This is a genomic window from Arthrobacter sp. efr-133-TYG-104, from assembly GCF_030208915.1.
In the GTDB taxonomy this organism is placed as follows: Bacteria; Actinomycetota; Actinomycetes; order Actinomycetales; family Micrococcaceae; genus Arthrobacter.
In genome coordinates, this window is record NZ_JARVTA010000001.1 from 74,582 (window position 1) to 97,906 (window position 23,325).

General features: G+C 63.1%; 22 protein-coding genes and 2 riboswitches. Of the genes, 14 read left to right on the plus strand and 8 right to left on the minus strand.

Annotated elements, in window-relative coordinates; translation table 11 throughout:
* Positions 1–102 precede the first annotated feature (102 nt).
* A complete protein-coding gene (locus tag QRN04_RS00385; RefSeq protein WP_284974163.1) occupies positions 103–735 on the minus strand; it encodes a LysE/ArgO family amino acid transporter in 633 nt (210 codons plus the stop codon).
* Between the two features lie 69 nt (positions 736–804).
* On the opposite strand from QRN04_RS00385, the gene QRN04_RS00390 reads away from it, so the two are divergent.
* Both QRN04_RS00390 and QRN04_RS00395 read left to right on the plus strand, forming a co-directional pair.
* Positions 805–1,731, plus strand: coding sequence for a LysR family transcriptional regulator ArgP (locus QRN04_RS00390; protein WP_284974164.1), 927 nt, complete (start codon positions 805–807; stop codon positions 1,729–1,731).
* Positions 1,732–1,806: 75 nt separating this feature from the next.
* Complete coding sequence (locus QRN04_RS00395) at positions 1,807–2,031, plus strand: hypothetical protein (RefSeq protein ID WP_284974165.1); 225 nt, start codon at positions 1,807–1,809, stop codon at positions 2,029–2,031.
* A gap of 478 nt (positions 2,032–2,509) precedes the next feature.
* On the opposite strand, the gene QRN04_RS00400 is transcribed toward QRN04_RS00395, so the two are convergent.
* From QRN04_RS00400 to QRN04_RS00410, 3 genes are all read right to left on the minus strand, one after another.
* Positions 2,510–4,168, minus strand: a complete 1,659-nt coding sequence (locus tag QRN04_RS00400; RefSeq protein WP_284974166.1) for a DNA repair helicase XPB — start codon at positions 4,166–4,168, stop codon at positions 2,510–2,512.
* Between the two features lie 40 nt (positions 4,169–4,208).
* A complete protein-coding gene (locus QRN04_RS00405; protein ID WP_284974167.1) occupies positions 4,209–6,671 on the minus strand; it encodes a helicase-associated domain-containing protein in 2,463 nt (820 codons plus the stop codon).
* A 90-nt stretch (positions 6,672–6,761) separates the two neighbouring features.
* The gene (locus tag QRN04_RS00410) at positions 6,762–6,977 is read right to left on the minus strand and encodes a hypothetical protein (protein ID WP_284974168.1); all 216 of its coding nucleotides are present in this window, start codon (positions 6,975–6,977) and stop codon (positions 6,762–6,764) included.
* Positions 6,978–7,198: 221 nt separating this feature from the next.
* Between QRN04_RS00410 and QRN04_RS00415 the strand changes: the two genes are divergently transcribed.
* On the plus strand, positions 7,199–7,582 hold the full coding sequence (locus tag QRN04_RS00415) for a cold-shock protein (RefSeq protein ID WP_284974169.1): 384 nt from the start codon (positions 7,199–7,201) through the stop codon (positions 7,580–7,582).
* Between the two features lie 8 nt (positions 7,583–7,590).
* A complete protein-coding gene (locus QRN04_RS00420; RefSeq protein WP_284974170.1) occupies positions 7,591–8,139 on the plus strand; it encodes a DUF3027 domain-containing protein in 549 nt (182 codons plus the stop codon).
* Positions 8,140–8,246: 107 nt separating this feature from the next.
* Here QRN04_RS00420 and serC read toward each other — a convergent pair whose 3' ends face one another.
* Positions 8,247–9,377, minus strand: coding sequence for a phosphoserine transaminase (gene serC / locus QRN04_RS00425; protein ID WP_284974171.1), 1,131 nt, complete (start codon positions 9,375–9,377; stop codon positions 8,247–8,249).
* A gap of 299 nt (positions 9,378–9,676) precedes the next feature.
* Here serC and QRN04_RS00430 point away from each other — a divergent pair, with 299 nt between their 5' ends.
* From QRN04_RS00430 to QRN04_RS00475, 10 genes are all read left to right on the plus strand, one after another.
* Entirely contained in the window at positions 9,677–10,372 is a 696-nt protein-coding gene (locus QRN04_RS00430; protein ID WP_284974172.1) for an iron-dependent transcriptional repressor DtxR, read from the plus strand.
* Positions 10,373–10,542: 170 nt separating this feature from the next.
* A riboswitch (cyclic di-AMP (ydaO/yuaA leader) is annotated at positions 10,543–10,754 on the plus strand.
* 4 nt (positions 10,755–10,758) lie between these two features.
* Positions 10,759–11,583: a M23 family metallopeptidase gene (locus QRN04_RS00435; protein ID WP_284974173.1), complete on the plus strand. Its 825-nt coding sequence runs from the start codon at positions 10,759–10,761 to the stop codon at positions 11,581–11,583.
* A 145-nt stretch (positions 11,584–11,728) separates the two neighbouring features.
* Positions 11,729–11,888, plus strand: a riboswitch (cyclic di-AMP (ydaO/yuaA leader).
* A gap of 61 nt (positions 11,889–11,949) precedes the next feature.
* Positions 11,950–12,654 (plus strand): C40 family peptidase, encoded by a 705-nt coding sequence (locus QRN04_RS00440; protein ID WP_502868746.1) that lies wholly within the window; start codon positions 11,950–11,952, stop codon positions 12,652–12,654.
* Positions 12,655–12,754: 100 nt separating this feature from the next.
* A complete protein-coding gene (locus QRN04_RS00445; RefSeq protein ID WP_284974175.1) occupies positions 12,755–13,552 on the plus strand; it encodes an NlpC/P60 family protein in 798 nt (265 codons plus the stop codon).
* Between the two features lie 286 nt (positions 13,553–13,838).
* Positions 13,839–14,339 carry an HNH endonuclease gene (locus QRN04_RS00450; RefSeq protein WP_284974176.1) on the plus strand — a complete coding sequence of 167 codons (501 nt, stop codon included), beginning with the start codon at positions 13,839–13,841 and terminating at the stop codon, positions 14,337–14,339.
* Between the two features lie 54 nt (positions 14,340–14,393).
* Positions 14,394–14,993, plus strand: a complete 600-nt coding sequence (gene mobA / locus QRN04_RS00455) for a molybdenum cofactor guanylyltransferase (RefSeq protein ID WP_284974177.1) — start codon at positions 14,394–14,396, stop codon at positions 14,991–14,993.
* Complete coding sequence (locus QRN04_RS00460; protein WP_284974178.1) at positions 14,983–15,300, plus strand: DUF6457 domain-containing protein; 318 nt, start codon at positions 14,983–14,985, stop codon at positions 15,298–15,300. The genes mobA and QRN04_RS00460 overlap by 11 nt, the downstream gene beginning before the upstream one ends.
* Positions 15,297–16,661: a molybdopterin molybdotransferase MoeA gene (locus QRN04_RS00465; RefSeq protein ID WP_284974179.1), complete on the plus strand. Its 1,365-nt coding sequence runs from the start codon at positions 15,297–15,299 to the stop codon at positions 16,659–16,661. Before QRN04_RS00460 ends, QRN04_RS00465 begins: the two co-directional genes overlap by 4 nt.
* 80 nt (positions 16,662–16,741) lie before the next feature.
* Positions 16,742–17,608: a formate dehydrogenase accessory sulfurtransferase FdhD gene (fdhD, locus tag QRN04_RS00470; RefSeq protein ID WP_284974180.1), complete on the plus strand. Its 867-nt coding sequence runs from the start codon at positions 16,742–16,744 to the stop codon at positions 17,606–17,608.
* Between the two features lie 172 nt (positions 17,609–17,780).
* Positions 17,781–20,846, plus strand: a complete 3,066-nt coding sequence (locus QRN04_RS00475; RefSeq protein WP_284974181.1) for an alpha-mannosidase — start codon at positions 17,781–17,783, stop codon at positions 20,844–20,846.
* A 9-nt stretch (positions 20,847–20,855) separates the two neighbouring features.
* Here the strand turns inward: QRN04_RS00475 and QRN04_RS00480 are convergent, their stop codons facing one another.
* The 3 genes from QRN04_RS00480 to QRN04_RS00490 are packed head-to-tail and all read right to left on the minus strand — an operon-like array spanning position 20,856 to position 23,124.
* Complete coding sequence (locus QRN04_RS00480; RefSeq protein ID WP_284974182.1) at positions 20,856–21,662, minus strand: amino acid ABC transporter ATP-binding protein; 807 nt, start codon at positions 21,660–21,662, stop codon at positions 20,856–20,858.
* Positions 21,649–22,308, minus strand: a complete 660-nt coding sequence (locus tag QRN04_RS00485) for an amino acid ABC transporter permease (RefSeq protein ID WP_284974183.1) — start codon at positions 22,306–22,308, stop codon at positions 21,649–21,651. The genes QRN04_RS00480 and QRN04_RS00485 overlap by 14 nt, the downstream gene beginning before the upstream one ends.
* Positions 22,309–23,124, minus strand: coding sequence for an amino acid ABC transporter substrate-binding protein (locus QRN04_RS00490; protein WP_284974184.1), 816 nt, complete (start codon positions 23,122–23,124; stop codon positions 22,309–22,311).
* Between the last annotated feature and the right edge of the window lie 201 nt (positions 23,125–23,325).

The window sequence follows — 23,325 nt, forward strand, 5'->3', positions numbered from 1 at the left end:
ATGATGCTCCCAGTTTCTGGGAGTTTTCTGGATACCGCATGTGTGCTTACTGCGCGTCGCCGTTGGTGCCGCTGGTGGCGGGCCCATGTGGATTCGCTGCCGTCACCGGCCGAGTATCAGCCCGAGGCCCAAGGCCACCATCGTGACGGCGATGGTGCCGTCAAGGATTCGCCAGGACAGGGGGCGGGCGAAGAAGCCGCGCAGGAAGCGCGCTCCGAATCCCAGGGAGCAGAACCAGAGGAGACTTGCAGCCATGGCGCCGGCGCCGAACCACCACTGCAGGGCAGCCCCCTGTGCGCTGGCCAGCGAACCAATGAGGGCGATGTCCAAGTACACGTGTGGATTAAGCCACGTCAGTGCCAGCATCGTAGTCACGAGGGCAATCGCGCCCCGCTTAGGTTCCCCCGGCGCTGGAGCCGCGTCCGCGCTGAGCGATTGCGGAGTCAGCGCACGCTTGGCCGCCATGACGCCATAGGTCACCAGGAAGGCCGCGCCAACAAAGCGAAGCACGACGACGGCGGTAGGCGCCGCCGTCACGAGGGCGCCGACGCCCAATACTCCTGCAGCGATAAGGACGGCGTCGGACAGGGCGCAGACCGCAACAATCGGAATTATGTGCTCCCCGCGGATTCCCTGCCGTAGAACGAAGGCGTTCTGAGCGCCTATGGCAACGATGAGGGCCAGTCCCGTGGCGAGGCCGAGGCCGGCGGCGTGGAGAAAGTCTTGGTAGGTCACTCGTTCAAGCTACTGATAGACGGGTGCATTAGACCAGCTAAAGAAACTTCGTTCGCATAAGATCTGCTTATGTCCAGTTTCTCGTCCGAGCAGTTGCTCACGTTTGCCACGGTCCTCTCGGAGGGCACATTGGATGCTGCCGCGCGGGTACTGCACATCACGCCGTCGGCCGTTTCGCAGCGCCTTAAGGCCTTGGAGCAGTCGGCCGGCAGGGTTTTGCTGCAGAGAAGCAACCCCGCCCACGCCACTGAAGCCGGCGAGGTGGTGTTGCGTTTAGCGAGGCAGGTGGCCCAACTCGAGGCGGACGCCGGGCGGGAATTGGGGCTCAGCCTGGACGGGGCGCAGGTGGCTGTCCCCATCGTGGTGAACGCTGACTCTTTGGCGGTCTGGTTTTTGAAGGCCCTGGCCCAGGTCTCCGACGAACTCAACCTCACCTTTGATCTCCATCGCGACGACGAACAGTATTCCACCTCGCTGCTACGCTCCGGGACGGTCATGGCAGCGGTTACGTCAACACCTGAGGCCGTTCAGGGGTGCCGCGTGGAGAGCCTCGGGGTCATGAGGTACCGAGCTGTCGCGCGACCCTCCTTTGTAGAGCGGTGGTTCTCCGAGTTTCCGCAGGGGATGGACGCCAACGTCCTCAACGCAGCACCTGCGGTCGATTTCGATCGGAAAGACACATACCAGTGGGCGTATGTGCAGGCACTCGGCAGAGCGAAAGGGGCTGTGGTTCCTGAGGGCAAGGGACCGCGACACTATGTACCGGCAACCCAGGACTTTGCGGACGCCATCCGTCTGGGGCTTGGCTGGGGCTTGATCCCCGAGGCCCAATGCGCACCGGATATCGCCAGGGGCCGGCTGACGGAACTCTTTCCGGACCGCCCCTTTGATGTGCCGTTGTATTGGCAACGGTGGAAGACGGCATCCCCGGTCCTGGATGCGCTCAGCGAAACCGTGCGGGCGGTCTCCGGACAGTACCTGCTGCAGATGCCCTGAACAGGGTCCGTTGAAATTCAGAACACGCCCACGGATGCTGCTAAAAATGTCAGTGCCCGGTTCCACACTTGAGACATGGCAAACTCAGCAGCTCCAGTAAGCATCCACCAGCTCCAAGACCTCGAGGGTGTCGAGTTCCACGTGACTTACCTGGACACCGATACCGGCCGGGTCCGCCGCGAAGACTTCCAGGACCTCGCCGCGGCGGAACGCTTTGCCAGCGCCCAACTTCGCGACGCCGACTGCTGGGCTGTCGTGGACCACGTCAAGGTCGCGGCCACCAGCAGGATGGTTGCATAGCGGCTGCCATGGTTGCGCAGCGGTCGCCCATGGTTGCCTGGCAACTGCGCACGCATCAAGTTTGGAGCCGGTGTTCCGGGTTCCTCAGCAATGACGGAACACCGGCTCTCGCGGCCCAAGCCGCGCGGATGGCGGTCCGAGGCAAGTTGCTGGTCGCCCGATCGATGGGCCAGACCACAACTGCCCGCCACCAAAGCAGGAAGGAGACACTGACAACAGCAAGCAACGGATAGTTCCCGCGTACATCACTGATCCAAGCGTGGACCACCGGGCATTACGCAGGTGGCGTGCTCGTGGGAATATCGCAGGATTTCAGGCCCGTAAACCGTCGGCTCCCTGGCTACGGGCTACCCCCACCGCCGACGACTGGCCGCCAAGTTGCCTGGACCAGGGGCAACGCTTCAGGGCGGAAAGCTTCACTTCGAATCGTAAAGTCGCTGGAGGCTAACCGCAAGACCCCCGGCTGGGATAACAGTGGCTACTGGCCTTGCTCGATGCCCTTCCCAACGTCTTTGGCGTCCATGATCCGGTACGCGTAGCCTTGCTCAGCCAAGAAGCGTTGGCGTTTGGCCGCGAAGTCCTGGTCCAAGGTGTCCCGGGCCACCAGCGAGTAGAAACGCGCGGCACGGCCGTCTTTTTTGGGACGCAGCAGCCGACCCAGCCGCTGCGCTTCTTCCTGGCGAGAGCCGAAGGAACCGGAGACCTGGATGGCTACCGAAGCTTCTGGCAGATCGATCGAAAAGTTGGCCACTTTGGACACCACCAGCGTGGTGATTTCGCCCTTTCTGAAGGCGTCAAAGAGGCTCTGGCGTGCTTTGACCGTGGTTTCGCCTTTGATAAGCGGGGCACCCAAACGCTCGGCGATCTCGTCCAGTTGGTCAATGTACTGCCCGATCACCAAGAGCTGTTCGCCTTTGTGCACGTCAACGAGTTCCTCCACCAGGGCAGTCTTGGTTTCCGAGGTAGCACAGAGCCGGTATTTGTCCGCGTCGTCGGCCATGGCGTAGGCCACCCGTTCGTCCCTGGGGAGGTCTACCCGTACCTCCACGCAGTCCGCGGGCGCGATATAACCTTGGGCCTCGATGTCCTTCCACGGGGCGTCATACCTCTTGGGGCCAATCAGGCTGAAAACCTCGCCTTCACGGCCATCCTCCCGCACCAGGGTTGCAGTTAGTCCCAGCCGACGGCGGGCCTGGAGGTCTGCTGTCATGCGGAAGATCGGGGCGGGCAGCAGATGGACCTCGTCATAGATGATGAGCCCCCAGTCGTGGCCGTCCACGAGTTCCAAATGCGGATAGAGGCCTCCGCGCTTGGTGGTAAGCACCTGGTACGTGGCAATGGTGACAGGCCGTACTTCTTTGACGGCACCGGAGTACTCGCCAATCTCATCCTCCGTGAGTGAGGTCCGCTTGAGCAGCTCATCCCTCCACTGCCGGGCCGAGACCGTGTTGGTCACGAGAATGAGCGTGGTGGTGGAGGATGTTGCCATCGCTGCGGCGCCCACGAGCGTCTTTCCGGCACCGCAAGGAAGTACCACGACGCCGCTTCCGCCGGCCCAGAAATTCTCGGTGGCCACCTTCTGGTAGGGGCGTAGCTGCCAGTTGCTTTCATCAAGCCTGATTAGGTGCGGCTGCCCATCGACGTACCCGGCCAGGTCTTCCGCCGGCCAGCCGAGCTTGAGCAGCAGTTGCTTCAGCTGACCACGCTGGGAGGAATGGACCACCACGGTTTCGCCATCGATTCTGGGCCCGAGCAGCGGGGCGATCTTCTTGGCCCGGATGACCTCCTCCAAGACTGGGTAATCGTCGGTGCGCATCACCAAGCCGTGCTGGGGGTCTTTCTCGAGGCGAAGCCGCCCATAGCGGGACATGGTTTCTTCGACATCGATCAACAGCGAGTGCGGCACGGGAAACCGCGAATACTTCAGCAGCGTGTCCAGCACCTGCTCGGCGTCCAATCCGGCAGCCCTCGCGTTCCAGAGACCCAGAGGAGTCAAACGGTAGCTGTGCATATGTTCAGGGGCACGCTCAAGTTCGGCGAAAGCGGCGATGGCATGCCGGGCCTCCGTGGCCAGCTCATGATCCACCTCGAGCAGGATGGTCTTGTCACTTTGAACGATCAGGGGACCGTCGGTCACGGTTGATTCCTCACTAGCACGGCTTGGGCGAAGGCAGCCGTCATGAATGCACTTCTCCTGCGGGTTCCACATCGATAATCCGATGAATTGACAGCACACGCTCTGTTTCTTTGGCGGGATCGAATACGCGCACACGTCCACCGGACACGGACACTGGAACAACGGTTTCAGTGTTTGCATTCCCCAAGCTGTCCACCACATTCATGGTCACAGCCTGCTTAAGCCGGATGGCCTTTTGGAGTGTTTCCAGCCCCAGTTGCGTGGCAGTTTCACCGGTGGAATCAGCCGGAGCCGGCTGTTGGCGCCGCAGAACCGACAACTGCGCCTCGACGTCGTCGTCAGGGGGAGCTGTGCGCGGAGCCGTATAGACGGGGCGGACACTGCCGGGACCCGGCGCCGTCCGCTTGAAACGTACGACGGCGGGTTCGGCCTCTTGCAAGGCAGGGGAGAGTCCCAGCTCACGCAGCACGCGCGCCGTTTCGCGCGGGCTGGCCGAAGAGGTCAAGACAGTGGGCGCGATACGCACCAGGCTCAGGGCGGACGTGCGGGCTTCGCGCAGCAGGTCCATAATGGCTGTCTCGTCATCGCTTTGAATGAAGCTGGCACTCGTGCCGATCCGCAAGCGGCCGTGCCTGGACGCTGTGTCCTGCACGAGGTACGCCAGCGGTTGCGGCACCGGGGTTGCGGAGTGTTCGCGGAGGAACGCCAACAGCGAGTCCGCATCCTGTCCGGCGTCGAGCGCCCTGCGGATGGTGGTGGGGGAGAACCGGTAGATCGACGCCGGGCCCTGGCCTTCGGCGTCGGCCATTAACAGGAGTGTCTCGCTGAGTTCGGGGGCCAAATACCCGGGTGCCACGGCCGTGAGGTCCGCCTGCAAGAGGATGTGGTTGACGGCAGCAGGCAGGTGTTCGCCGAGGATATCGAGTGCGCGCTCAGGTTGGCCGGCCGCGATCGCTGAGCCCAACTGCGTGAACGCACCGGAGCCCATCAGCCCCAGGATTTCCGCCTCTTCCAGGATCCCGCGGACCAGCGAGCTGAACCGGCGGGCCATCCGGGGCTGGGCCCACTCGGCACGCTGCAGCACGGCCTGGGCATCCAGGACAGGCGCCTTGCCGTCCGGCGCGGCTGCTTCGGCCGTGAGTTCGTTGAGGATTTCCAAGATCCTCCGCCGGACCACCGGGGCGTCGGGACGCTGGGCCTCTGCGGACAGCACGTTAATGGTGGCCGAAGCCCCTCCCGGGTGGGCTGCAGACGTGGGACCCGCGAGCCGTTGACCCACCAATGAGGGTGCGCGCTCACTGGCCAACCACGCGTTGACAAGCCATAGCCACTGCTCCTGCCGGGGCAAGCCGAGCCACTCCAGGGACGGTGGCTGTACCCACGACGAGCTGTCCACATCCAGGCGAACAAGTCCCGCCAAAGCGCACAGCTCAAGCAGCACCGCAGTCTGGTGCTCGCCGCAACGGATCGATTCAGCCAAACGGCGTAGCTCGCGGACGCCCACCCCACCGCTGCGAAGCGTAGCCAAGGGTTGCTCACGGACCGCGAAGAGCAACTCCCCGGCCAAGCGCAGCGTCTCGGCGATGGCGCCCATGGCCGCGTTGCGGCGAAGGGAGGCACTGGTGCTGCCGAGCTCCGGCGCTGGCGGTGAGAGCGTGAAGTCCTCCACGATGTAGCCGCCACGAAGAGCCAGCCCCACGCTGTGGGGCAACTCCACGTGGCCAGCGTCCAGGGGGACTAAGAGACTGCGCGCCAGTAACCAATCGATAGGTCCGACGTCGGAATTCTCGTGGGTTACGGAAGCCCGGCGTTGCGCTTGGGGCACAGCGCCCATGGCCCAGTCGCCGAACTTTTCCAATAACGCCAGGGTACGTTCGGGGGCTGTGGCCAGAATGGCGTGCACTTTCTCCGGCGTTGCCGTCCAGCGTTGCAGGGCGAGCGCCGCGTCCATGGGGGTGCTTGCCGCTTGTATGTCTTCGCCGCTGTGGTGGAGTTCGGCCACGAGTTGGACCACGCGCTGGGCGTAAGCAGGCTGGAGCCGGACCAGTTCCGTATAGCTACGACCCAACCCCGCGGGGTAGATGCCGATCACGTCCTTAAGGCTTCCAACGGGAAGGTAGAAGCGCTGCCGCGCTGTCGCGGCCGGCGACCCCGCGGGCGGATCCGCACGGTGGACCAAGGCCAGCTCCTGCAGTTTGGCGAGGAGGCGGTCCAGGGCCGTTAACGTGGACCCGGCGATGACTTTCTTCAGCCCGGCAGCTGAAACGCTGTGGCCGGTATCGGTATTGGTGCAAAGGTGCAGTGTTTCCAGGACCTGCATTTCCGGTTTATTCAGCCGTTCCAAGGCCCGTTGCACACTGACACGTGCGCTGGCCCGCGCTGCCAGGGCGGCGAAATCCGGTGCCATGGGGGAGATCAAGTCCGGTCGCGCAGCAAACAACGCCCGCAGCGAGTTATCGCTGCGCGCTTCCAGTTCCTTGCTGAGCGCGCGAATAAGGGACATCAATCCAACGTTACCGCCAGTGGAGCGCCGCTGGTTGTTCGCGGACTTTCTTGGGGGTTGTTATCGCCGGTATTGCAGGCTCATGCCGCGCTACTGGCGGCGGCGCTCCCGGATGGCACCCAGCATCACCAGGGCAGCGAGTACGAACGCCAGCGGCAATCCGTACAGCGCCGTTGACGTGACCCACACCGGTGCCACACCGCCGTCGAACGCCACAGCCATGACAACCCCGACGGCGGCGAGGGACACCGCTGCTACCAGCGCGGCCAAAACCAAGAGGGGGCGGCGAGGGCCCGGAGAAGTCATATCCCAACGCTAGCAGCAGCATTCGCAGGAGGGTTTAGCACGAGGAGGCACCCCTCCACTGCCGCCGCGGGCGTGCAAAGCGGGAATAGCGTGTCCGGCAGGATAACCTTGGAGGAACAGACCAACACGGACCGGGCTGCCACCCTCGATCCCGCAGAATCCTGCGGATGCGGTGTAGGCCCGGCGTGTCTCCCAGAGCAAGAACGAAGAAGGTTGATTACGTGCCTACCGGCAAGGTCAAATGGTATGACAAAGAAAAGGGCTTCGGGTTCCTCGCGGCCGAAGACGGGCAGGAAGTATTCCTGCCCAAAACGTCGCTGCCTGCCGGCGTCACCGAACTGAAGGCTGGAACGCGGGTCGAATTCGGCGTCGCAGATGGCCGTCGGGGTGCCCAAGCATTGGGACTGCGCGTACTTGAAAAGACGCCGTCCGTTGCCAAGGCCAAGCGGATGGGAGCCAAGGACCTCGCGCCCCTGGTGCAGGATCTGGTGACGGTGCTTGATAACTTGTCCGGCACGCTTTCTGCAGGGAAGTACCCGGAGGGCAATAAAGCCAAGGCCATCGGTATGGCGCTCCGCAAGGTCGCCGACGAGCTGGAAGCCTAGGACCCCGCATGACACCCGAATCCGCACAGGATGCGAAGGCCGGAAGGCGCACGGGCTTGCCCTCATGGCGCACGGGAAAGCCGGACGCATTCCTCGCAGCGGCCGTGGATACCGCCCGCCAAGCAGTGGAAACCATAGCCAAGCCGGGTGAAATTGGCGCGCACATCGGCGCCAAGTCAGAAGGTGACCGCGTGGTGACCCACTTGTTCGAGTCCAAACTTGCCGGTTACGGCGGCTGGCAATGGTACGCCGTGGTCACCCGCAATTCGCGATCCAAGGTGGTGACCGTCAACGAACTCGGACTTCTTCCGTCTGAGGACTCCATCCTGGCACCCGAATGGGTTCCGTGGGCCAAGCGTGTTCGGCCGGAAGATGAGAGGCCCTTGGTGGAAGAAAGCGTTGAAGAGGTCTCCGAGGAGTCCGTCCAAGCGGACGAGGACGACGCTTCGGCGTCCGATGACGACGCGTCGGACGACGACGAGGCCTCCGACACTCTCGAAGAGTCCGGTGCTGCCATGGACGAGTCCGGCACCTCCGACAACAACGGAGCTGGCTAGGTCTTCACGACGACGGCGGACCTCGCCCGGGCGTTAAAGGCAATCGGCGCCGTCCGGACCCAACCGAACGACGCCGACCCATGCATGCGCGGCAGGCGCGCCTGAGGCTACTTCTTCAGCTCGCCCACCACGTAGTCGATGCTGGCCAGGAGCGCGGTGACATCATCCGGCTCGATGGCCACGAAGGTGGCGATCCGGAGCTGGTTCCGGCCAAGCTTGCGGTACGGTTCGGTGTCTACCACTCCGTTGGCGCGCAACACCTTGGCAATGGCGGCAGCGTCAATGGAATCGTCAAAGTCGATGGTGGCGATCACGTTGGAGCGGTCCTCGGCGTTGGCCACAAACGGCGTGGCATATTCGGACGCCTCTGCCCACGAGTAGATGCGGCCGGCTGAATCAGCCGTGCGTTTGCTGGCGAAGTCCAGGCCGCCGTTGCTGTTCAACCACTGCACCTGTGCATCCAGCGTTACCAAGGTGGACAGGGACGGGGTGTTGTATGTCTGGTTCAGCTTGGAGTTGTCGATGGCGGTCTGCAGATCCAGGAAGTCCGGAATCCAGCGGCCGCTCGCCTTGACGCGGGCCGCGCGTTCCAAAGCGGCGGGGGAGAACAGTCCCAGCCACAGGCCGCCGTCGGACGCGAAGTTCTTCTGGGGCGCGAAGTAGTAGACATCCGACTCGGCAACGTCAACGTCCAAGCCGCCGGCCGCTGACGTTGCATCGACCAAAACCAGCGCCCCGTCGTCGGTACCTTCAACGCGCTTGACGGGAGCGGCGACGCCGGTGGACGTCTCATTCTGCGGCCATGCGTAAACATCCACGCCTGCCTCGGCTGTGGCGACGGGACGGGTGCCAGGCTCCGATTTGATAATGGATGACGCGTCCAGGAAAGGCGCCTTGTCAGTGGCCGCGGCGAACTTGGATCCGAACTCGCCGAAGGAAAGGTGCTGGGCTTTCCTCTCCACCAAGCCGAAGGCTGCGATGTCCCAGAACGCCGTCGAACCGCCTACTCCCAAGACGACCTCGTAGCCCTCCGGGGCACGGAAGAACTCGCTGAGGCCTTCACGGACCGAGCCCACCAGGTTCTTGACAGGGGCTTGGCGGTGCGAGGTGCCCAGAATGGTGGTGGCTGCGGCAGACAATGCCTCGACCTGTTCCGGACGGACCTTGGAGGGTCCTGCGCCGAACCGTCCGTCCTTGGGCAGCAGGTTGGCGGGAATGGTGATGCTGTTGTCGCTCACGTTGGCTCCATGGGGTATCGGTTAGAGGGGGGTCGTGGCAGGTGGCATCTACTGCCCCTTCGACTCCCCAATTCTGCCCGAACACCCTCCTTGGCAGGAACCTGGAGTTGTCATAGTCCGCCACGTGGAACGCACCCAGACCATATGCAACCGGTCCCGTTGACGGAATTATCAAGAGTAATTCCTAATAAGCTAGGCTGGTCTTGCGTTAAGGGCGGGCGAATCAAGCCCCGCCCACCGAGTTGGGCGCGGTACGGTGGAGCTACGCAAGAGACTGCGTTCGAGGAGAGCTGAGCGGGATGACGGATCTGATCGATACCACTGAGATGTATCTTCGGACCATTTTGGAGCTTGAAGAAGAGAACATTGTTGCCCTTCGCGCACGAATTGCCGAGCGTCTCCGACACTCCGGCCCCACCGTGTCACAGACCATCGGACGAATGGAAAGGGACGGCCTGGTCATAGTTTCCAATGACCGCCACCTGGAACTGACCCAAGCGGGCCGGAAGCGGGCCACCGAAGTAATGCGTAAGCATCGGCTGGCCGAGCGGCTCTTGGCAGATGTGATCGGATTGGATTGGGCCTACGTCCATGACGAAGCCTGCCGTTGGGAACACGTTATGAGCGAACGCGTCGAACGCAGGCTTTACGAGCTTCTTGAGCACCCCACCGAATCTCCCTACGGCAATCCGATTCCAGGGCTTGAAGCAATCGGTGGTTTGGCCGCCGTCCCTGCGGGCCGGCCGGATGTCAACCTTTTGCAGGCCATGGACGGTTACGGCTCCGATTCGCGGGTGCTCATCAGCCGCCTCGCCGAACCTATCCAAGTGGAGCCGGAGCTGTTGACCCAGTTGGATGAAGGCGGAATCCGGCCAGGAGCATTAGTGTCACTGGAGCGAGTGGGCGAGTACATCTCCGTTCGGGTCCCCGGCATTGAAGGCGCCTTGGAACTCCCTCCTGAGGTCGCCGGCCACGTCTTTGTTTCCCTCGGCTAATACGCCGGGCGACATCTAGCGCGGCTGCAATTCTCCCGCTGCGGCACGGCTTAGCATCACCCTTTCCTGTTGATAACGAATTTATTACTGGGGGACTTAATCCCCTATAGTTGATTATTGGCGCCGATACCAAAGCGTTACCTGATCCGGAGCCAAACTCTGCCAGCGGATCAGGTGTTCCACCCCTTACTGGCAGAGGCGGGGGAACCACTAGCGGCTGTCTAAAGAAGCAGCCTTGGGGTGAAGTCCGCAGCAGAAGTGCCCACTGATACAGGTCCTCCTGGGGATACCTGTGTGCCGTGAGCGCTGAGCGCGGGCCGGGTCTTTGAACTCTCTGACTCGAATCCGACAGCTAACTTCGCAGGCTTTTCAGAGAGGAATAGAGTTTGACATCGCAGAACGTCAGGGGCCGCCGTCGCGCATCCGGCCCTGCTGCTGAGGTGGGGCCTGCCCGCGTTGCTACGGAAATCCGGCCCCGCGAAGCCAGCCGCCAGCGCCGTCGGAAAGGTCCGCTGCGTCAAGTGGCCGACTTCGCCGCAGCCAGCGGAGTGGGTCAGAAAGCCGGCATCGCACTTGCTGCTACCGGCTTGGCACTGACAGTCGGCCTGCCAGGCACCAGCCCGATGATGGCTACCTCGGACTCTGGCCAAACCGAGTCTGCGCTGTCTGTAGCCGGTACCCAGCCGGAGGTATCCGCGGCGGCATCGGCCAAAATCGACTTCAGCCGTGCTGCCGTTTCCACGGCAGCGGATCCCGATGGCAAGCTGAAGCAGCTGCTGAGCGCCCAGTCTGTGGCCAGCATCCAGCGTTCATCGTCCCAAGGCACTTTGGGTGCCCCCTTGGACACGCTCGTCACGGCATCGCCGTTCGGTTACCGCGTCAGTCCGCTGACGGGCGGCACCGGTGACTTCCACCGCGGCCAGGACTTCGTGGCGCAGTGCGGCACCGCGGTCCATGCTGCCGCGGCCGGCAAAGTAACTTTCGCAGGATGGCACGAGTACGGTGGCGGCAACCGTGTGGTTATAGATCACGGAAACGGCTTGGAAACTACCTACAACCACCTGTCGTCCTTCAACGTCAAGGTGGGCCAGACGGTCAGCCGCGGCGACGTTGTGGCCCTCAGCGGCACCACGGGAGCCTCCACGGGCTGCCACCTCCACTTTGAAGTCCAGGTCAATGGCGAAGTCGTTGACCCCATGGGCTGGCTCTGACCAACGTGATGGCCATCTCTCGATTCCGTGAGGCCGCTCGTGACCTGAATGTGACATTCGCGTTCAACTGTTGTACCGTACATAACGCATCGGCTTTTTAGGGGGCCGGTGCACTTGAGTGGATTGCCTAGCTCTGCCACCGCTCGAGTTCCGTTCGCAAAATCGTCTGGCAGGGGCGGGGGAACCACTTCTGGTCTTCGCAAGAAGACCTTGGGGTTAAGTCGCAAAGCTTCTCTGAAGCAGCGCGGCCGGATGACTCCCATCCGAATCCGACAGCTCACCTCGCAGGCATTGGGAGAGGCTACCTACGTGTCATCACGCACTACCCCTGCGCGCCACCGCGCCCAAGCGGTTCGAAAGAACCCCTTGAACACTCTTTCCACGGCTGTTTCTTCCAACGCAGGTACAGTAGGCCGCCAGGCCGTCGTGTTGGCAGCAGCCTCCGGTCTTATTCTCAGCGTTGGTCTGCCCGCACAGGCTGCCGACACCGGCGTTTCCGCTTCGGAAGCTTCCGGTACCCAGCAGATGGTAGCCACGGCAGTGGTAACCGCGGAGCCCACCGCTAACGTTGCCTTCGAGAGCCCCGTTGTGGCCACTCAGGAGGCTCCGAAGGTTGTCCAGGCGGTCGCCGGGACTCCCGATGCCACAACCCAGACCACTGCAGGCGCCACAAACAACGCAGGCACTTCGGAAACTGTTACCGCACAGTCGGCCGTAGCCAAGGATGGCGTTTCCAGCGCCGCCGCTTCGGGCCTGGCAGCAATCGCCTACACCGGCATCGGCCACCCCTACGTTTGGGGCGGCACCACGCCCAACGGTTGGGACTGCTCCGGCTTCGCCCAGTGGGTCTACGCCCAGGCAGGCATCAGCATTCCTCGCACGAACGCTTGGACCGTCATGAAGCCCACCAACACTCCTGCTCCTGGCGATCTCGTCATGCAGAATGGCGGCGCCCACGTTGGCATCTACGTTGGCAACGGCATGATGATCAGCGCCTTGAACCCGAGCCAGGGCACGTTGCTGCATGCAGCAGCTGCCACGGGTACATCCTCCTTCTTCACTCTCCGCTAGAAAAATACCCAGTTCACGACTGAGCAGCATTCCCCCAAGTGCTGGTCGGTCACTACCCGCGCGTAACCCCATAGCGCGGATACGAAAGAGAAAAAACATCATGATCAGTGCAAACAAGGTTGCACGGCACCGCGCGGAAGCTCCCAAGACGAGCTCGCTTGCCGTCATCGCAAAAGCAGTCAGTGAGAACGCAGGTGGCGTCGGCCGCCAGGCCGCAGTAATTGCCGCCGCTTCAGGCCTTGTCCTGACCAGCGGTGTAGCTGCCAACGCGGCTGATACGAACGTTCAGCGTGAGTCGACCTCCACGTCCACGCTCGACGTCCAGTCGGTAGCGCAGGCAACGATCGCAGCTGATTCCACTGTTGCCATCTCTTACGAGAGCCCCGTGATCACCACGGTCGAAGCTCCGGCCCCCGTGGTTGAGCAGGCTCCTGCCAAGGCGGAAGCTGCGCCGACGGCTGCTGCGCAGACCACTGCCCCCGCGACCACCGCCACCACCGGCGGTAACGCAACCCTGGCTGTGAACTCCACCTCCAGCGCAACCAAGGCTCCGGTTGCCTCCAGCGGCCTCGGTGCTGCAATTGCTGCAGCCGCCTACGCGCAGCTGGGCGTGAACCAGGACTGCACCATGCTGGTCACCAACTCCCTGGCCGCCGTGGGCATCCACTTCCACGACTGGCCTGCTGGTTACCTTTCCCTCGGCCGCACGGTTAGTGCAGCAGAAGCACAGCCCGGTGACCTCGCCTACTACGCCAACGGCGGTTTGGCCGGCGAGGCCCACATCGCCGTGTACGTAGGCAACGGCATGGCAGTCCACGGTGGCTGGGACGGCTACACCACCAAGCTGTTCAGCGTAAACGTAGGCTCCGGCCCGGTGTTCATCCGCGTCAACGGCTAAGTTCACCGCTTCGGAACACCCTGCTGGCTCCATGCCGGCGGGGTGTTCTGCTTTAAACCGGTGTGTTCTTCTTGAACCTGCAGAGGATGCTCTCGAACGCCGCACATGGGGCGCCTAATCCTGAACACCGCACAAATTTTTGCCGACATCGCACGTGAAACGACAGATAAATTCGTTGATATGGCGTAGAAGTGCTTACCCTTATGGTGTCGATCCACAGCCCGTACATGCAGAGGGCAGCCGGCCCTCGTGCCCCTGACGGGTGCGGCCGTGAAGAGGTACGTGCATGCGCACACTCGTTCTGAATGCTGGATATGAACCGCTGGCGGTTGTAACTTTCCGCCGGGCGCTGGTCCTTGTGCTCACTGGGAAAGCAAGCGTGGTAGCCGAAGGCGACGATCCCGTCGTCGGGCCGCAAGAGATTCTCGGAAGACCTTCCGTGATCCTCCTCAACCGCTACATCCGACCCAAGTACAACCGGGTCACCGCCGTGAGCCGGCGCGGTGTTCTTCGCCGCGACGGACACCGCTGCGCCTATTGCGGCAAAACAGCACACACTATTGACCACGTCCACCCCAAATCCAGGGGCGGCGCGGATTCTTGGGAAAATTTGGTTGCGGCGTGCCTTAAGTGCAATAACGCCAAGAGCGATCACACGTTGGCGGAAATGGGCTGGAAACTCCGTTTTAAACCCGGCGTGCCCCAAGGAGCAATGTGGCAGATCAAGGAACTTGAGAAGCCTGCCCCGGACTGGGATCCCTTCCTGTTGCCTGAATCCGCTGCCTGACATACGGGATCGCGGCTTACGGTGAGTCCGGCCCATGACCGGTAGTGTGGGCGGATGGAATTCGACGCCATAATTCTCGCTGGCGGCAAGGCCACGCGGCTGGGTGGTGCGCCCAAGAACGAACTGCGGTACGACGGCGACACCCTCCTGACGCATGCCCTGCGCGCTGCCGAAGGTGCCGGTGGAGTGGTGGTTGTGGGACCATGCAGCTTGGAGGTCCCTGAGGGGATCCTCAGTGCGCGTGAAGAGCCCGTTTTTGCCGGGCCAGCCGCCGCTATCGCGGCCGGGTTGGATCGTCTTGACGCCAACGGTGGTTCCGCGCCCTGGACGTTGGTACTGGCATGCGACATGCCACATGCTGTTCGTGGCGTAGCCCCTTTGGTGCAGGGGCTCCAATCGGAGCCGGGCGTGGATGGTGCCATGGCGGTGGCCACCGATGGCCGGAAGCAGCCGCTCCTCGGGATGTACAGCACGGCCGCCCTCCAGCGGGAAGTTAAAGCGGCACGCGATTCGGGTAGGTTGACCAACTCCTCTGTTTTCGGGCTGCTTGCTAGGCTGAACCTGCTGACTGTTGCCGTCCCTGCCGGATCCACCGATGACGTAGATACTTGGGCGGACGCAGCGGCTTTGGGCATTGAGGACCTTGGGCATTGACGATGAGTTGGAGGCGGACGTGAAGAGCCAGGAAGAGACGCTCGAGGAATGGTGCCGCGTACTGTTGCAGGCTTTTGAGCTAGAGGGTGTGGAAGTAGACGTCAATGGGGTCCTCTCCGTAGCAGGGGTAGCCGCGCATTCGGTGGTGCGGCCTGCGGCACCCCTGACCACGTTCATCGCCGGTTATGCAGCGGGCATGGCCCGGGGCATTGGCCAGGCAACCGACGCCGACTCCATGGCTGCTGCCTTGGATGTGGCCCGGAAAGCTGCCATTGACTACACGGAGCCGGGGACCGAAGCGGAATGACCGAGGCCCCCCACCCGGGCCACCACGCGGCACATACGTGGGCTGAGGCCCGGCAGCGTGCCTTTGAGGTCGCCACCCCGATTCCGCCGAGCCCGGTTCCGCTCCGGCGAGCCCTCGGGCGCGTCCTGGCCAAGGACGTCGTGGCAGTCCAGGACATGCCCCACTACGCATCGTCAGCCATGGATGGCTGGGCAGTGAACGGCAGCGGGCCGTGGATCTTGAGCGAGCGGGACCACAGGCTGGCGCCGCACCAAGCCAGCCCCATCGTCACCGGAGGACTCATCCCGCCCGGTGCCAAGGCGGTTCTCCGCAGCGAAAGCGGCGTCATTGCCACCGATGATGACGGGCTGCCTGTCCTTGTCTTGGGCGGGGCCGCAAAACCGGGTGAGCCCCGCAACGGGCAGCACATCCGGAAGGCCGGGGAGGAAGCCGCTGCAGGTGAAGTGCTGATCAAAGCCGGGACTGTGCTAAATCCAGCCCATATAGCGTTTGCCGCCCTTGCCGGGCTGGACGAACTCAACGTGCTCGGCAAGCCCTTGGTCAGATTCCTGCTGACGGGATCGGAAGTGGTGACCTCGGGTGTCCCACTGCCGGGGCAGGTCCGGGACACCTTCGGGCCGCAACTGGGAGCCGTCGTCGAAATGTTGGGCGGTATCGCGGGCGAACAAACAAGGGTGGGAGACGACTACGGCCAGTGGCTCGCTGCGCTTCAGGAGCCCGAACCACACGTGGCTGGAGCGGAGCTCATCCGCCCAGAACCAGCCGTTGAAACGGAAGTTCCTGCCGACGTCGTCATCACCACGGGCGGGACGGGGGGCTCGGCGACGGACCATCTCCGGCGAGCCGTGTCCGAGCTGGGCGGCCGGTTGCTGATCGACGGGATCGCAATGCGGCCAGGCCATCCCGCGGTGCTTGCAGAGCTCCCGGACGGACGGTTCATACTCGGCCTGCCGGGCAACCCGCTGGCTGCCATGATGGCACTTCTTACCATCGGTGGTCCGCTGCTGGCAGCCCTGGGCCATGGTCGCATGGACACCGCGCAAGACGTTCCCTGCGGCACGATGATCGACCCCGATCCGGGACGGACCCGCCTCATGCCGTTCAAGCTGCTGTACGGCTTGGCATCTCCTGCGGGTCATTCAGCCGCCGGAATGATGCGCGGTCTGGCGGCCGCCGACGGCGTCATGGTGGTCCCGCCGCACGGCGTGCAGCTGGGAGATATGGTCCCGGCTTTTGCATTGCCCTGGGGCAAACCACTTCCTTCGCCCAAGCCTGCCGAGGACAAACCCCGCAAGCCGCCTGTGCGGGCAAGGGGTAAGGCGCCGGCAGGGCCTGTGGACTGGAGCGCTTTGGACGCTTGAGGCGTTTGTTGGACTGAGGTGGCCAGCGGTGGTGCGGCTTGCCATGATGGACTCATGAACAGGGAAGAACGGAGCGTGACATGGGACGCGTGACCCAGCGCCGCAAGGTGCACAAATTTGTCCTGGACGGCTCCCCCCAAGCCCTGGAACACCCCGTCCGTTACAAGGAGGACGTCCTTGCGGTGGAAGAACCCCTAGAGATCCGCCTTGGGGACATGTCCTTCTCCGTGACCATGCGGACGCCGGGGGACGATTTCGACCTCGTGGCCGGATTCCTGGTTTCCGAAGGCATCATCTGGGAACCCTCGCAGTTGATCTCGGAGCGTTTCTGCGCAGGAGAAGACGAGAACGGGGTGCAGACGTTCAACGTGGTGGACGCGCAACTGAGGCCTGACGTGGCACTGCCGGCCACCGGACGGAATGTATACACCTCCAGTTCGTGCGGAATTTGCGGCACGGATTCCATCGAGGCGGTCCGGAAGTCCTCGCATCACAGCCCTGCCGACGACGATCTGGTGGTTCCGGTGCGTACGCTCGCCTCGCTCCCGGACAGGCTTCGGGAGGCTCAGGCTGTCTTCGCGAAGACCGGCGGGGTCCATGCCGCCGGCCTTTTCAAGATCCACGACGACGGCGGGGCGGAACTGCTCTGCCTGCGCGAGGATGTGGGGCGGCATAACGCGGTGGACAAGGTTGTAGGCTGGGCGCTCCGTGCGGGCCTGTTGCCGTTGCGGGGGATGGTACTCCAGGTATCCGGCCGGGCCTCATTCGAACTCGTGCAAAAGGCGGCCATGGCCGGTGTCCCAGTACTGGCCGCCGTTAGCGCGCCGTCGAGCCTTGCCGTGGAGCTTGCCGAAGAGTCCGGAATCACCGTGGCCGGATTCAGTCGGGGAGCAAGCCTGAACGTCTATACCGGCCGGGAAAGGATTTTGGCCGAAGGTCCGGAATGACGCGGGCCGGGTACGGCGAGCCTCGCCTGGCGTTGCTTGGTTATGGGGCCGCAACCACGTAGATTTTATCCATCGATTGGAACCGCGGACGGGTTGGAATCGCCGCCTGCGTCAACTCGCGGGGAGCATGCTGCCAGCCTCGACCGAAAGCTGATGCCCAAAGGGGAATTCATTGCACGATGACCGCCGGATCACTGAACAGCGCCTGGACAGGTTTGTCAGGGATCGCCTTCTTCCGGCCATCTATGGCAGGTCCGTGCCACTGCGCCTCAGCAGCTGGGAAGCGCCCGATGAACCGGTTCCGGCCGCGGAGGCTATCAGGCAGGTGTTCAGTCCGCAGGAGCACGGAGCACCGTGGGGCAGGGCGTGGAGTACCAAATGGTTGCGCTTACAGGGCGAGGTTCCCCAGGGATGGGGCAGCGGCGACGCCACGGCCGTGGAGATCGTGGTGGACCTGGGCTTCACAAGCGACGTACCCGGTTTCCAATGCGAAGGCACGGCCTGGTCCGCTGACGGCAGCATCATCAAGGCCATCTCGCCGCGCAATTACCACGTTCCGCTGAAACTGCTGGGTGGCGGAATGTCCGTGGACTTCTACGTGGAGGCCGCTGCAAATCCCGATGTCTCACAGGGGTGGTCGTTCGCTCCCACACCGCTGGGCAGCAAGGCAACGTCCGGCCAGGGGCCCCAATACCGGTTGGGCCGGATCGCCATCGCGGAACTGAATGAGACAGTCTGGGAACTGAACCAGGATGTCTGGACGCTGAACGGTTTGATGCACGAGCTTCCTGTGGAGCTACCGCGCCGACAAGAGATCTTGCGGGCGCTCGAACACATGCTTGATGTCATGGACCCGGACGACGTCGCGGGGACGGCTGCAGCGGGCCGGGAAGCATTGGCCGAGGTTCTCAGCCGACCGGCCTACGCTTCTGCCCACCAACTGCTGGCCACCGGACACGCTCATATCGATTCGGCGTGGCTATGGCCGGTCCGTGAAACCATCCGCAAGTGCGCCCGTACGTTCTCCAACGTGGTGGCATTGATGGAGGAGAACCCGGATTTTGTGTTTTCGTGTTCCTCCGCCCAACAGTTGGCCTGGATCAAGGAATATTTCCCGGAGCTCTTTGTCCGCATCCGGGAAAAGGTGAAATCCGGGCAGTTCGTCCCTGTGGGCGGAATGTGGGTGGAGTCGGATACCAACATGCCTGGCGGGGAAGCCATGGCCCGCCAGTTCATCGAAGGCAAAAGCTTCTTCCTGAAAGAGTTCGACGTCGAATGCCAGGAAGCCTGGCTGCCCGATTCCTTCGGATACTCCGGGGCCCTCCCGCAAATCGTCAAGGAGGCCGGTTCGCGTTGGTTCCTCACCCAGAAGATCTCCTGGAACAAGGTCAACCGCATGCCCCACCACACCTTCCTGTGGGAAGGCATCGACGGTACCCGGCTCTTCACGCACTTCCCGCCGGTTGATACCTACAACGCCGAGTTGCATGGGCGGGAACTGGCCCACGCGGAGCGGAATTATCGTGAGCATGGCCGCGGCACCATGTCCCTGGTTCCGTTCGGTTATGGCGACGGCGGCGGCGGGCCCACCCGGGAGATGGTGGCCGCCGCGCATCGCACGGAAGACCTGGAAGGCTCGCCCAAGGTCCGGATGGGGACAGCAAAGGACTTCTTCATCGCTGCTGAGGCCGAATATGCCAACCCACCGGTGTGGGTGGGGGAGATGTACCTGGAGATGCATCGTGGAACCTACACGAGCCAGGCCAAGACCAAGCGTGGTAACCGTCGCAGTGAGCACCTGCTGCGGGAAGCGGAGCTGTGGTGCTCTACCGCAGCAGTCCGCCTCGGTGCCGCTTACCTCTATCCCCGGGACGAGCTCAAGCGGCTGTGGCGGCTGGTATTGCTTCAGCAATTCCATGACATCCTGCCAGGTAGTTCCATCGCTTGGGTGCACCAGGACGCTGAACGGAACTACGATGCCATTGCCCGCGACCTTGAAGCCATCATCACCGAGGCAGCCCAAGCCTTAGTGGGGCACGGCGGGACGGAATTCCTTCTCAATGCCACGCCGCATCAGCGCGACGGCGTAGTGGCGCTGGGGGCCGCCGAAACCCGCGCCCCCGCCTCAACCGTTCAGGTGACCGAAGCGGACAGCATCATCCTGGACAACGGAATCATCCGCGCAGTGATGGACGCCAACGGCCTGCTCACCTCCTTGGTGGACCACGCCAGCGGCCGCAACGCGATCGCCCCCGGCCAGGCCGGCAACCTCTTGGAGCTGTTCCGGGACACACCCAACGAATGGGACGCCTGGGACATTGAAGAGTTCTACCGCCGCAACGTCACGCCGCTCACGCACGCGGACGCCGTCGTCGTCGAACGGACGGCTGGCGGGGTGGTCGTTGTGGTCAAGCGCCAGGTGGGCACGTCCGCCATCACGCAGCGCATAACCCTCGACGCCGGTTCGCCGTCGCTGGGGATTGCTACCACCGTGGACTGGCAAGAACGCGAAAAACTGCTGAAGATCGCCTTCCCGCTGGACATCAGGGCGGACCGTTCAGCGTCCGAAACGCAGTTCGGGCACGTGTTCCGGCCGACGCATACCAACACCTCCTGGGACGCGGCAAAGTTCGAGATCTGCGCGCACCGTTGGATCCATGTGGCCGAACCGGGTTACGGCGTGGCCGTCAGTAACTCATCCAGCTACGGACATGACGTCACCAGGGCCGTCCGCCCGGATGGTGGAACCACGACGACGGTGCGCACCTCGCTGCTGCGTTCTGCCACCTTCCCGGACCCGGACGCGGACCGCGGCGAGCACACGCTCGAACTGACCATCCGCCCGGGAGCCAGCATCGCGGACGCAGTGGAGGAAGGCTACCGGACCAACCTCAAGCCCAGGTTCGTCGCTGGTGGCCGGCCGGTAGAGCCTCTGGTGTCCGTGTCCAACCCAGGGATAGTGGTCGAAGCCGTGAAGCTGGCCGAGGACGGATCGGGCGATGTCATCGTCCGCCTGTACGAATCCCTGGGAGAGCGTTCCACGGGCACGGTCACGCCCGGATTCGCTGCGACAGCGGCGACCGCGACGGATTTGTTGGAACGGTCCCCGTCAGCAGACGTAATAGCAGCGGTTGGAATGACAACCGGCGGAGTGGCAGCGGTTGAAGCGGCAGAGGATTCTGCCGTCCACTTGGTGCTGCGTCCGTTCCAGCTGGTGACTTTGCGCTTCAGCCGCTAGCTGTCCACCTCAGACGTCGTGCTGGAGGCGTTTGACGAAGAGCTTGGTCCGTTCCTGACGGGGTGCGCGCAGCACCTCTGCCGCCGGACCGCGCTCCACCACAACACCGCCGTCCATGAAGATAACCTCATCGGCGACATTTCGGGCGAACGCGAGCTCGTGGGTCACGATCACCATGGTCCATCCTTCTTCGGCGAGTTCCTTGATGACACCCAGGACGTCGCCCACGAGTTCGGGATCCAAAGCCGACGTCGGCTCGTCGAACAGAAGCAGCTGCGGCTTCAAGGCGAGAGCCCGCACAATGCCCACCCGCTGTTGCTGCCCGCCTGAGAGCTCAAAGGGATAAGCGTCACGCTTATCGGCGAGCCCCACACGCTCCAACAGCCGTTCTGCCTCGGCGATGGCCTCGGAGCGTGGCCGCTTCTGGACCTGGACCGGACCCTCGATGATGTTCTTCAGCACGGTCATGTGCGGGAACAAGTTGTAGTGCTGGAACACCATGGCGCTGCGGTCGCGGAGCTCCGCGACGTCCTTCTTGCCTACCTTGGCAGCGAAATCGATGGATAGTCCCGCGGAAGAATCACCATCGACGCCGGTCCCGCCGAAGGTGACCGTTCCGCCGTCGGGAGTTTCCAAGCCGTTCAAGCACCGCAGCACCGTTGTCTTACCCGAACCCGAAGGTCCGATAAGGGCCACGACCTGCCCGCGGTGGATATCGATGTCGATATCCTTCAGCACCGTGTTGCTGCCAAAAGCCTTGGCCAGGTTCCTGGCCTTCAACACGGAGGGGGAGGAGGAATGGTTAGTGGGCGACATAGCGGTCCAATCTCCTCTCCACGGCGGACTGCGCCGTGGACAGGACCAAGCAGATGACCCAGTAGACCAAGGCTGCCTGCAGGTACAGGGCCATGAACTCCTGGCTGAACGCAGCAATCTGCTGGGCGTTCCGGAACAGTTCGGTGACCAGGATCAGGGACGCCAGCGACGTGTCCTTGACCAACGAGATAAAGGTATTGGACAAGGGCGGGACAGACACCCTGGCGGCCTGGGGGAGAATGATGCGCAGTAGGGTCTGCGGGCGGGACATGCCGATGGTGTGGCCGGCTTCCCACTGCCCCTTGGGCACGGACAGGATCGCGGCGCGGATGATTTCGGCAGCGTAGCCGCCGACGTTCAGGGAGAACGCGATGATGGCGCTGGGCCACGGATCCAGTTTGATCCCCATACTGGGCAGGCCGTAGAAGATCACGAACAGCTGCACCAGAAGTGGCGTTCCGCGAATCACGGAGACGTAGAAGCGTCCGATCCCTGCAAGCAGCCAGTTGGGGCTAAGCCTCAGGAGGGCGACCACCAGTGCCAGTACCAGGCCGAAAGCAAAGGACGCCAGGGTCAGGGGAATAGTCCCCGTCACTGCGCCGGTGATCAGCGGGCCGAAGGAACTCCAAACGAGGTCCCAGTTCATCTACTTGGTGACGTCCGAGCCGAAGTACTTCTCTGAAATCTTAGCGAGCGTCCCGTCAGCCCGGAGATCATCCAGGGCCTTGTTCACTGCGTTGGTGAGTTCGTTCGCGCCCTTCCGGAAGGCCATGGCGCTTTGGCTCTTGTCCGGTGCCTCGGCGGCGACTTTCAGTCCCGCATTCGGGTTGGTCTTGGCGTAGTCGAGGTAGGTGAGCTTGTCATTGACGGTGGCGTCCACCCGTCCCTGCTGAACCAGTGTCACGGACTGGGCCCAGCCTTCAACGGCCTGGACGTTTGCTCCGGCTTGCACAGCCATCTTGTAGAAATTGCTGGTCAGCGACTGGGCAGTGGTTTTGCCCTTCAGGTCAGCGAAGCTCTTGATGCTGGAGTTATCGGACTTGGTGACGACGACGCCGGTGGAAACGGTGTACGGCGTCGAGAGGTTGTACTTCGCTTTGCGGTCATCGTTGATCGAGATTTGGTTTGCGATGGCATCGAAGCGCTTGGCGTCAAGGCCGGCAAAGATACCGTCGAACTGGGTTTCCTGGAAGGTGGCTTTGACCCCCAGCTTCCCGGCCACGGCCTTGGCGATTTCGACGTCGAAGCCGGTGAGGTCGCCTGCGCCTTCAGCATGGAAGGTGAAGGGGCGGTACGTTCCCTCAGTGGCAATAACGAGTTCGCCCTTGGACTTCACGTCGGACAAGGAAGTATCTCCACCCGATTGTGCTGATGTGGAACCTCCACCGCACGCAGAGAGTGCCAGGGCGGCGGAGGCCAAAGTGGCTGCGAGGACAGAGCGGCGTGTGTGAACGGTGGTCATGGAGCAATCTTAGTCATCGTGACGGGCCGGTCCGGTCACCTGCCATGGGAAACGAAGAGATGCTGCCTGATTGCCGCTTAAAAAGGCTGAGTGGGGGCGGTCCCCAACAGTCCGCCACCACTCATCCCCCCAATTGCGTTCACATGAGCGCCACTTCCGCCGGAGACCCGTTCCCTGTCTCCGGTGTTGGGTCGCTGCCTC

Coding starts and splice junctions, on each gene's coding strand:
- QRN04_RS00390 (WP_284974164.1), top strand. CDS start 805: ATGTCCAGTTTCTCGTCCGAGCAGTTGCTCACGTTTGCCACGGTCCTC.
- QRN04_RS00490 (WP_284974184.1), bottom strand. CDS start 23,124: ATGACCACCGTTCACACACGCCGCTCTGTCCTCGCAGCCACTTTGGCC.
- QRN04_RS00410 (WP_284974168.1), bottom strand. CDS start 6,977: ATGACTTCTCCGGGCCCTCGCCGCCCCCTCTTGGTTTTGGCCGCGCTG.
- QRN04_RS00395 (WP_284974165.1), top strand. CDS start 1,807: ATGGCAAACTCAGCAGCTCCAGTAAGCATCCACCAGCTCCAAGACCTC.
- fdhD (WP_284974180.1), top strand. CDS start 16,742: ATGGGACGCGTGACCCAGCGCCGCAAGGTGCACAAATTTGTCCTGGAC.
- QRN04_RS00445 (WP_284974175.1), top strand. CDS start 12,755: ATGATCAGTGCAAACAAGGTTGCACGGCACCGCGCGGAAGCTCCCAAG.
- QRN04_RS00485 (WP_284974183.1), bottom strand. CDS start 22,308: ATGAACTGGGACCTCGTTTGGAGTTCCTTCGGCCCGCTGATCACCGGC.
- QRN04_RS00480 (WP_284974182.1), bottom strand. CDS start 21,662: ATGTCGCCCACTAACCATTCCTCCTCCCCCTCCGTGTTGAAGGCCAGG.
- QRN04_RS00420 (WP_284974170.1), top strand. CDS start 7,591: ATGACACCCGAATCCGCACAGGATGCGAAGGCCGGAAGGCGCACGGGC.
- QRN04_RS00405 (WP_284974167.1), bottom strand. CDS start 6,671: ATGTCCCTTATTCGCGCGCTCAGCAAGGAACTGGAAGCGCGCAGCGAT.
- QRN04_RS00450 (WP_284974176.1), top strand. CDS start 13,839: ATGCGCACACTCGTTCTGAATGCTGGATATGAACCGCTGGCGGTTGTA.
- mobA (WP_284974177.1), top strand. CDS start 14,394: ATGGAATTCGACGCCATAATTCTCGCTGGCGGCAAGGCCACGCGGCTG.
- QRN04_RS00430 (WP_284974172.1), top strand. CDS start 9,677: ATGACGGATCTGATCGATACCACTGAGATGTATCTTCGGACCATTTTG.
- QRN04_RS00465 (WP_284974179.1), top strand. CDS start 15,297: ATGACCGAGGCCCCCCACCCGGGCCACCACGCGGCACATACGTGGGCT.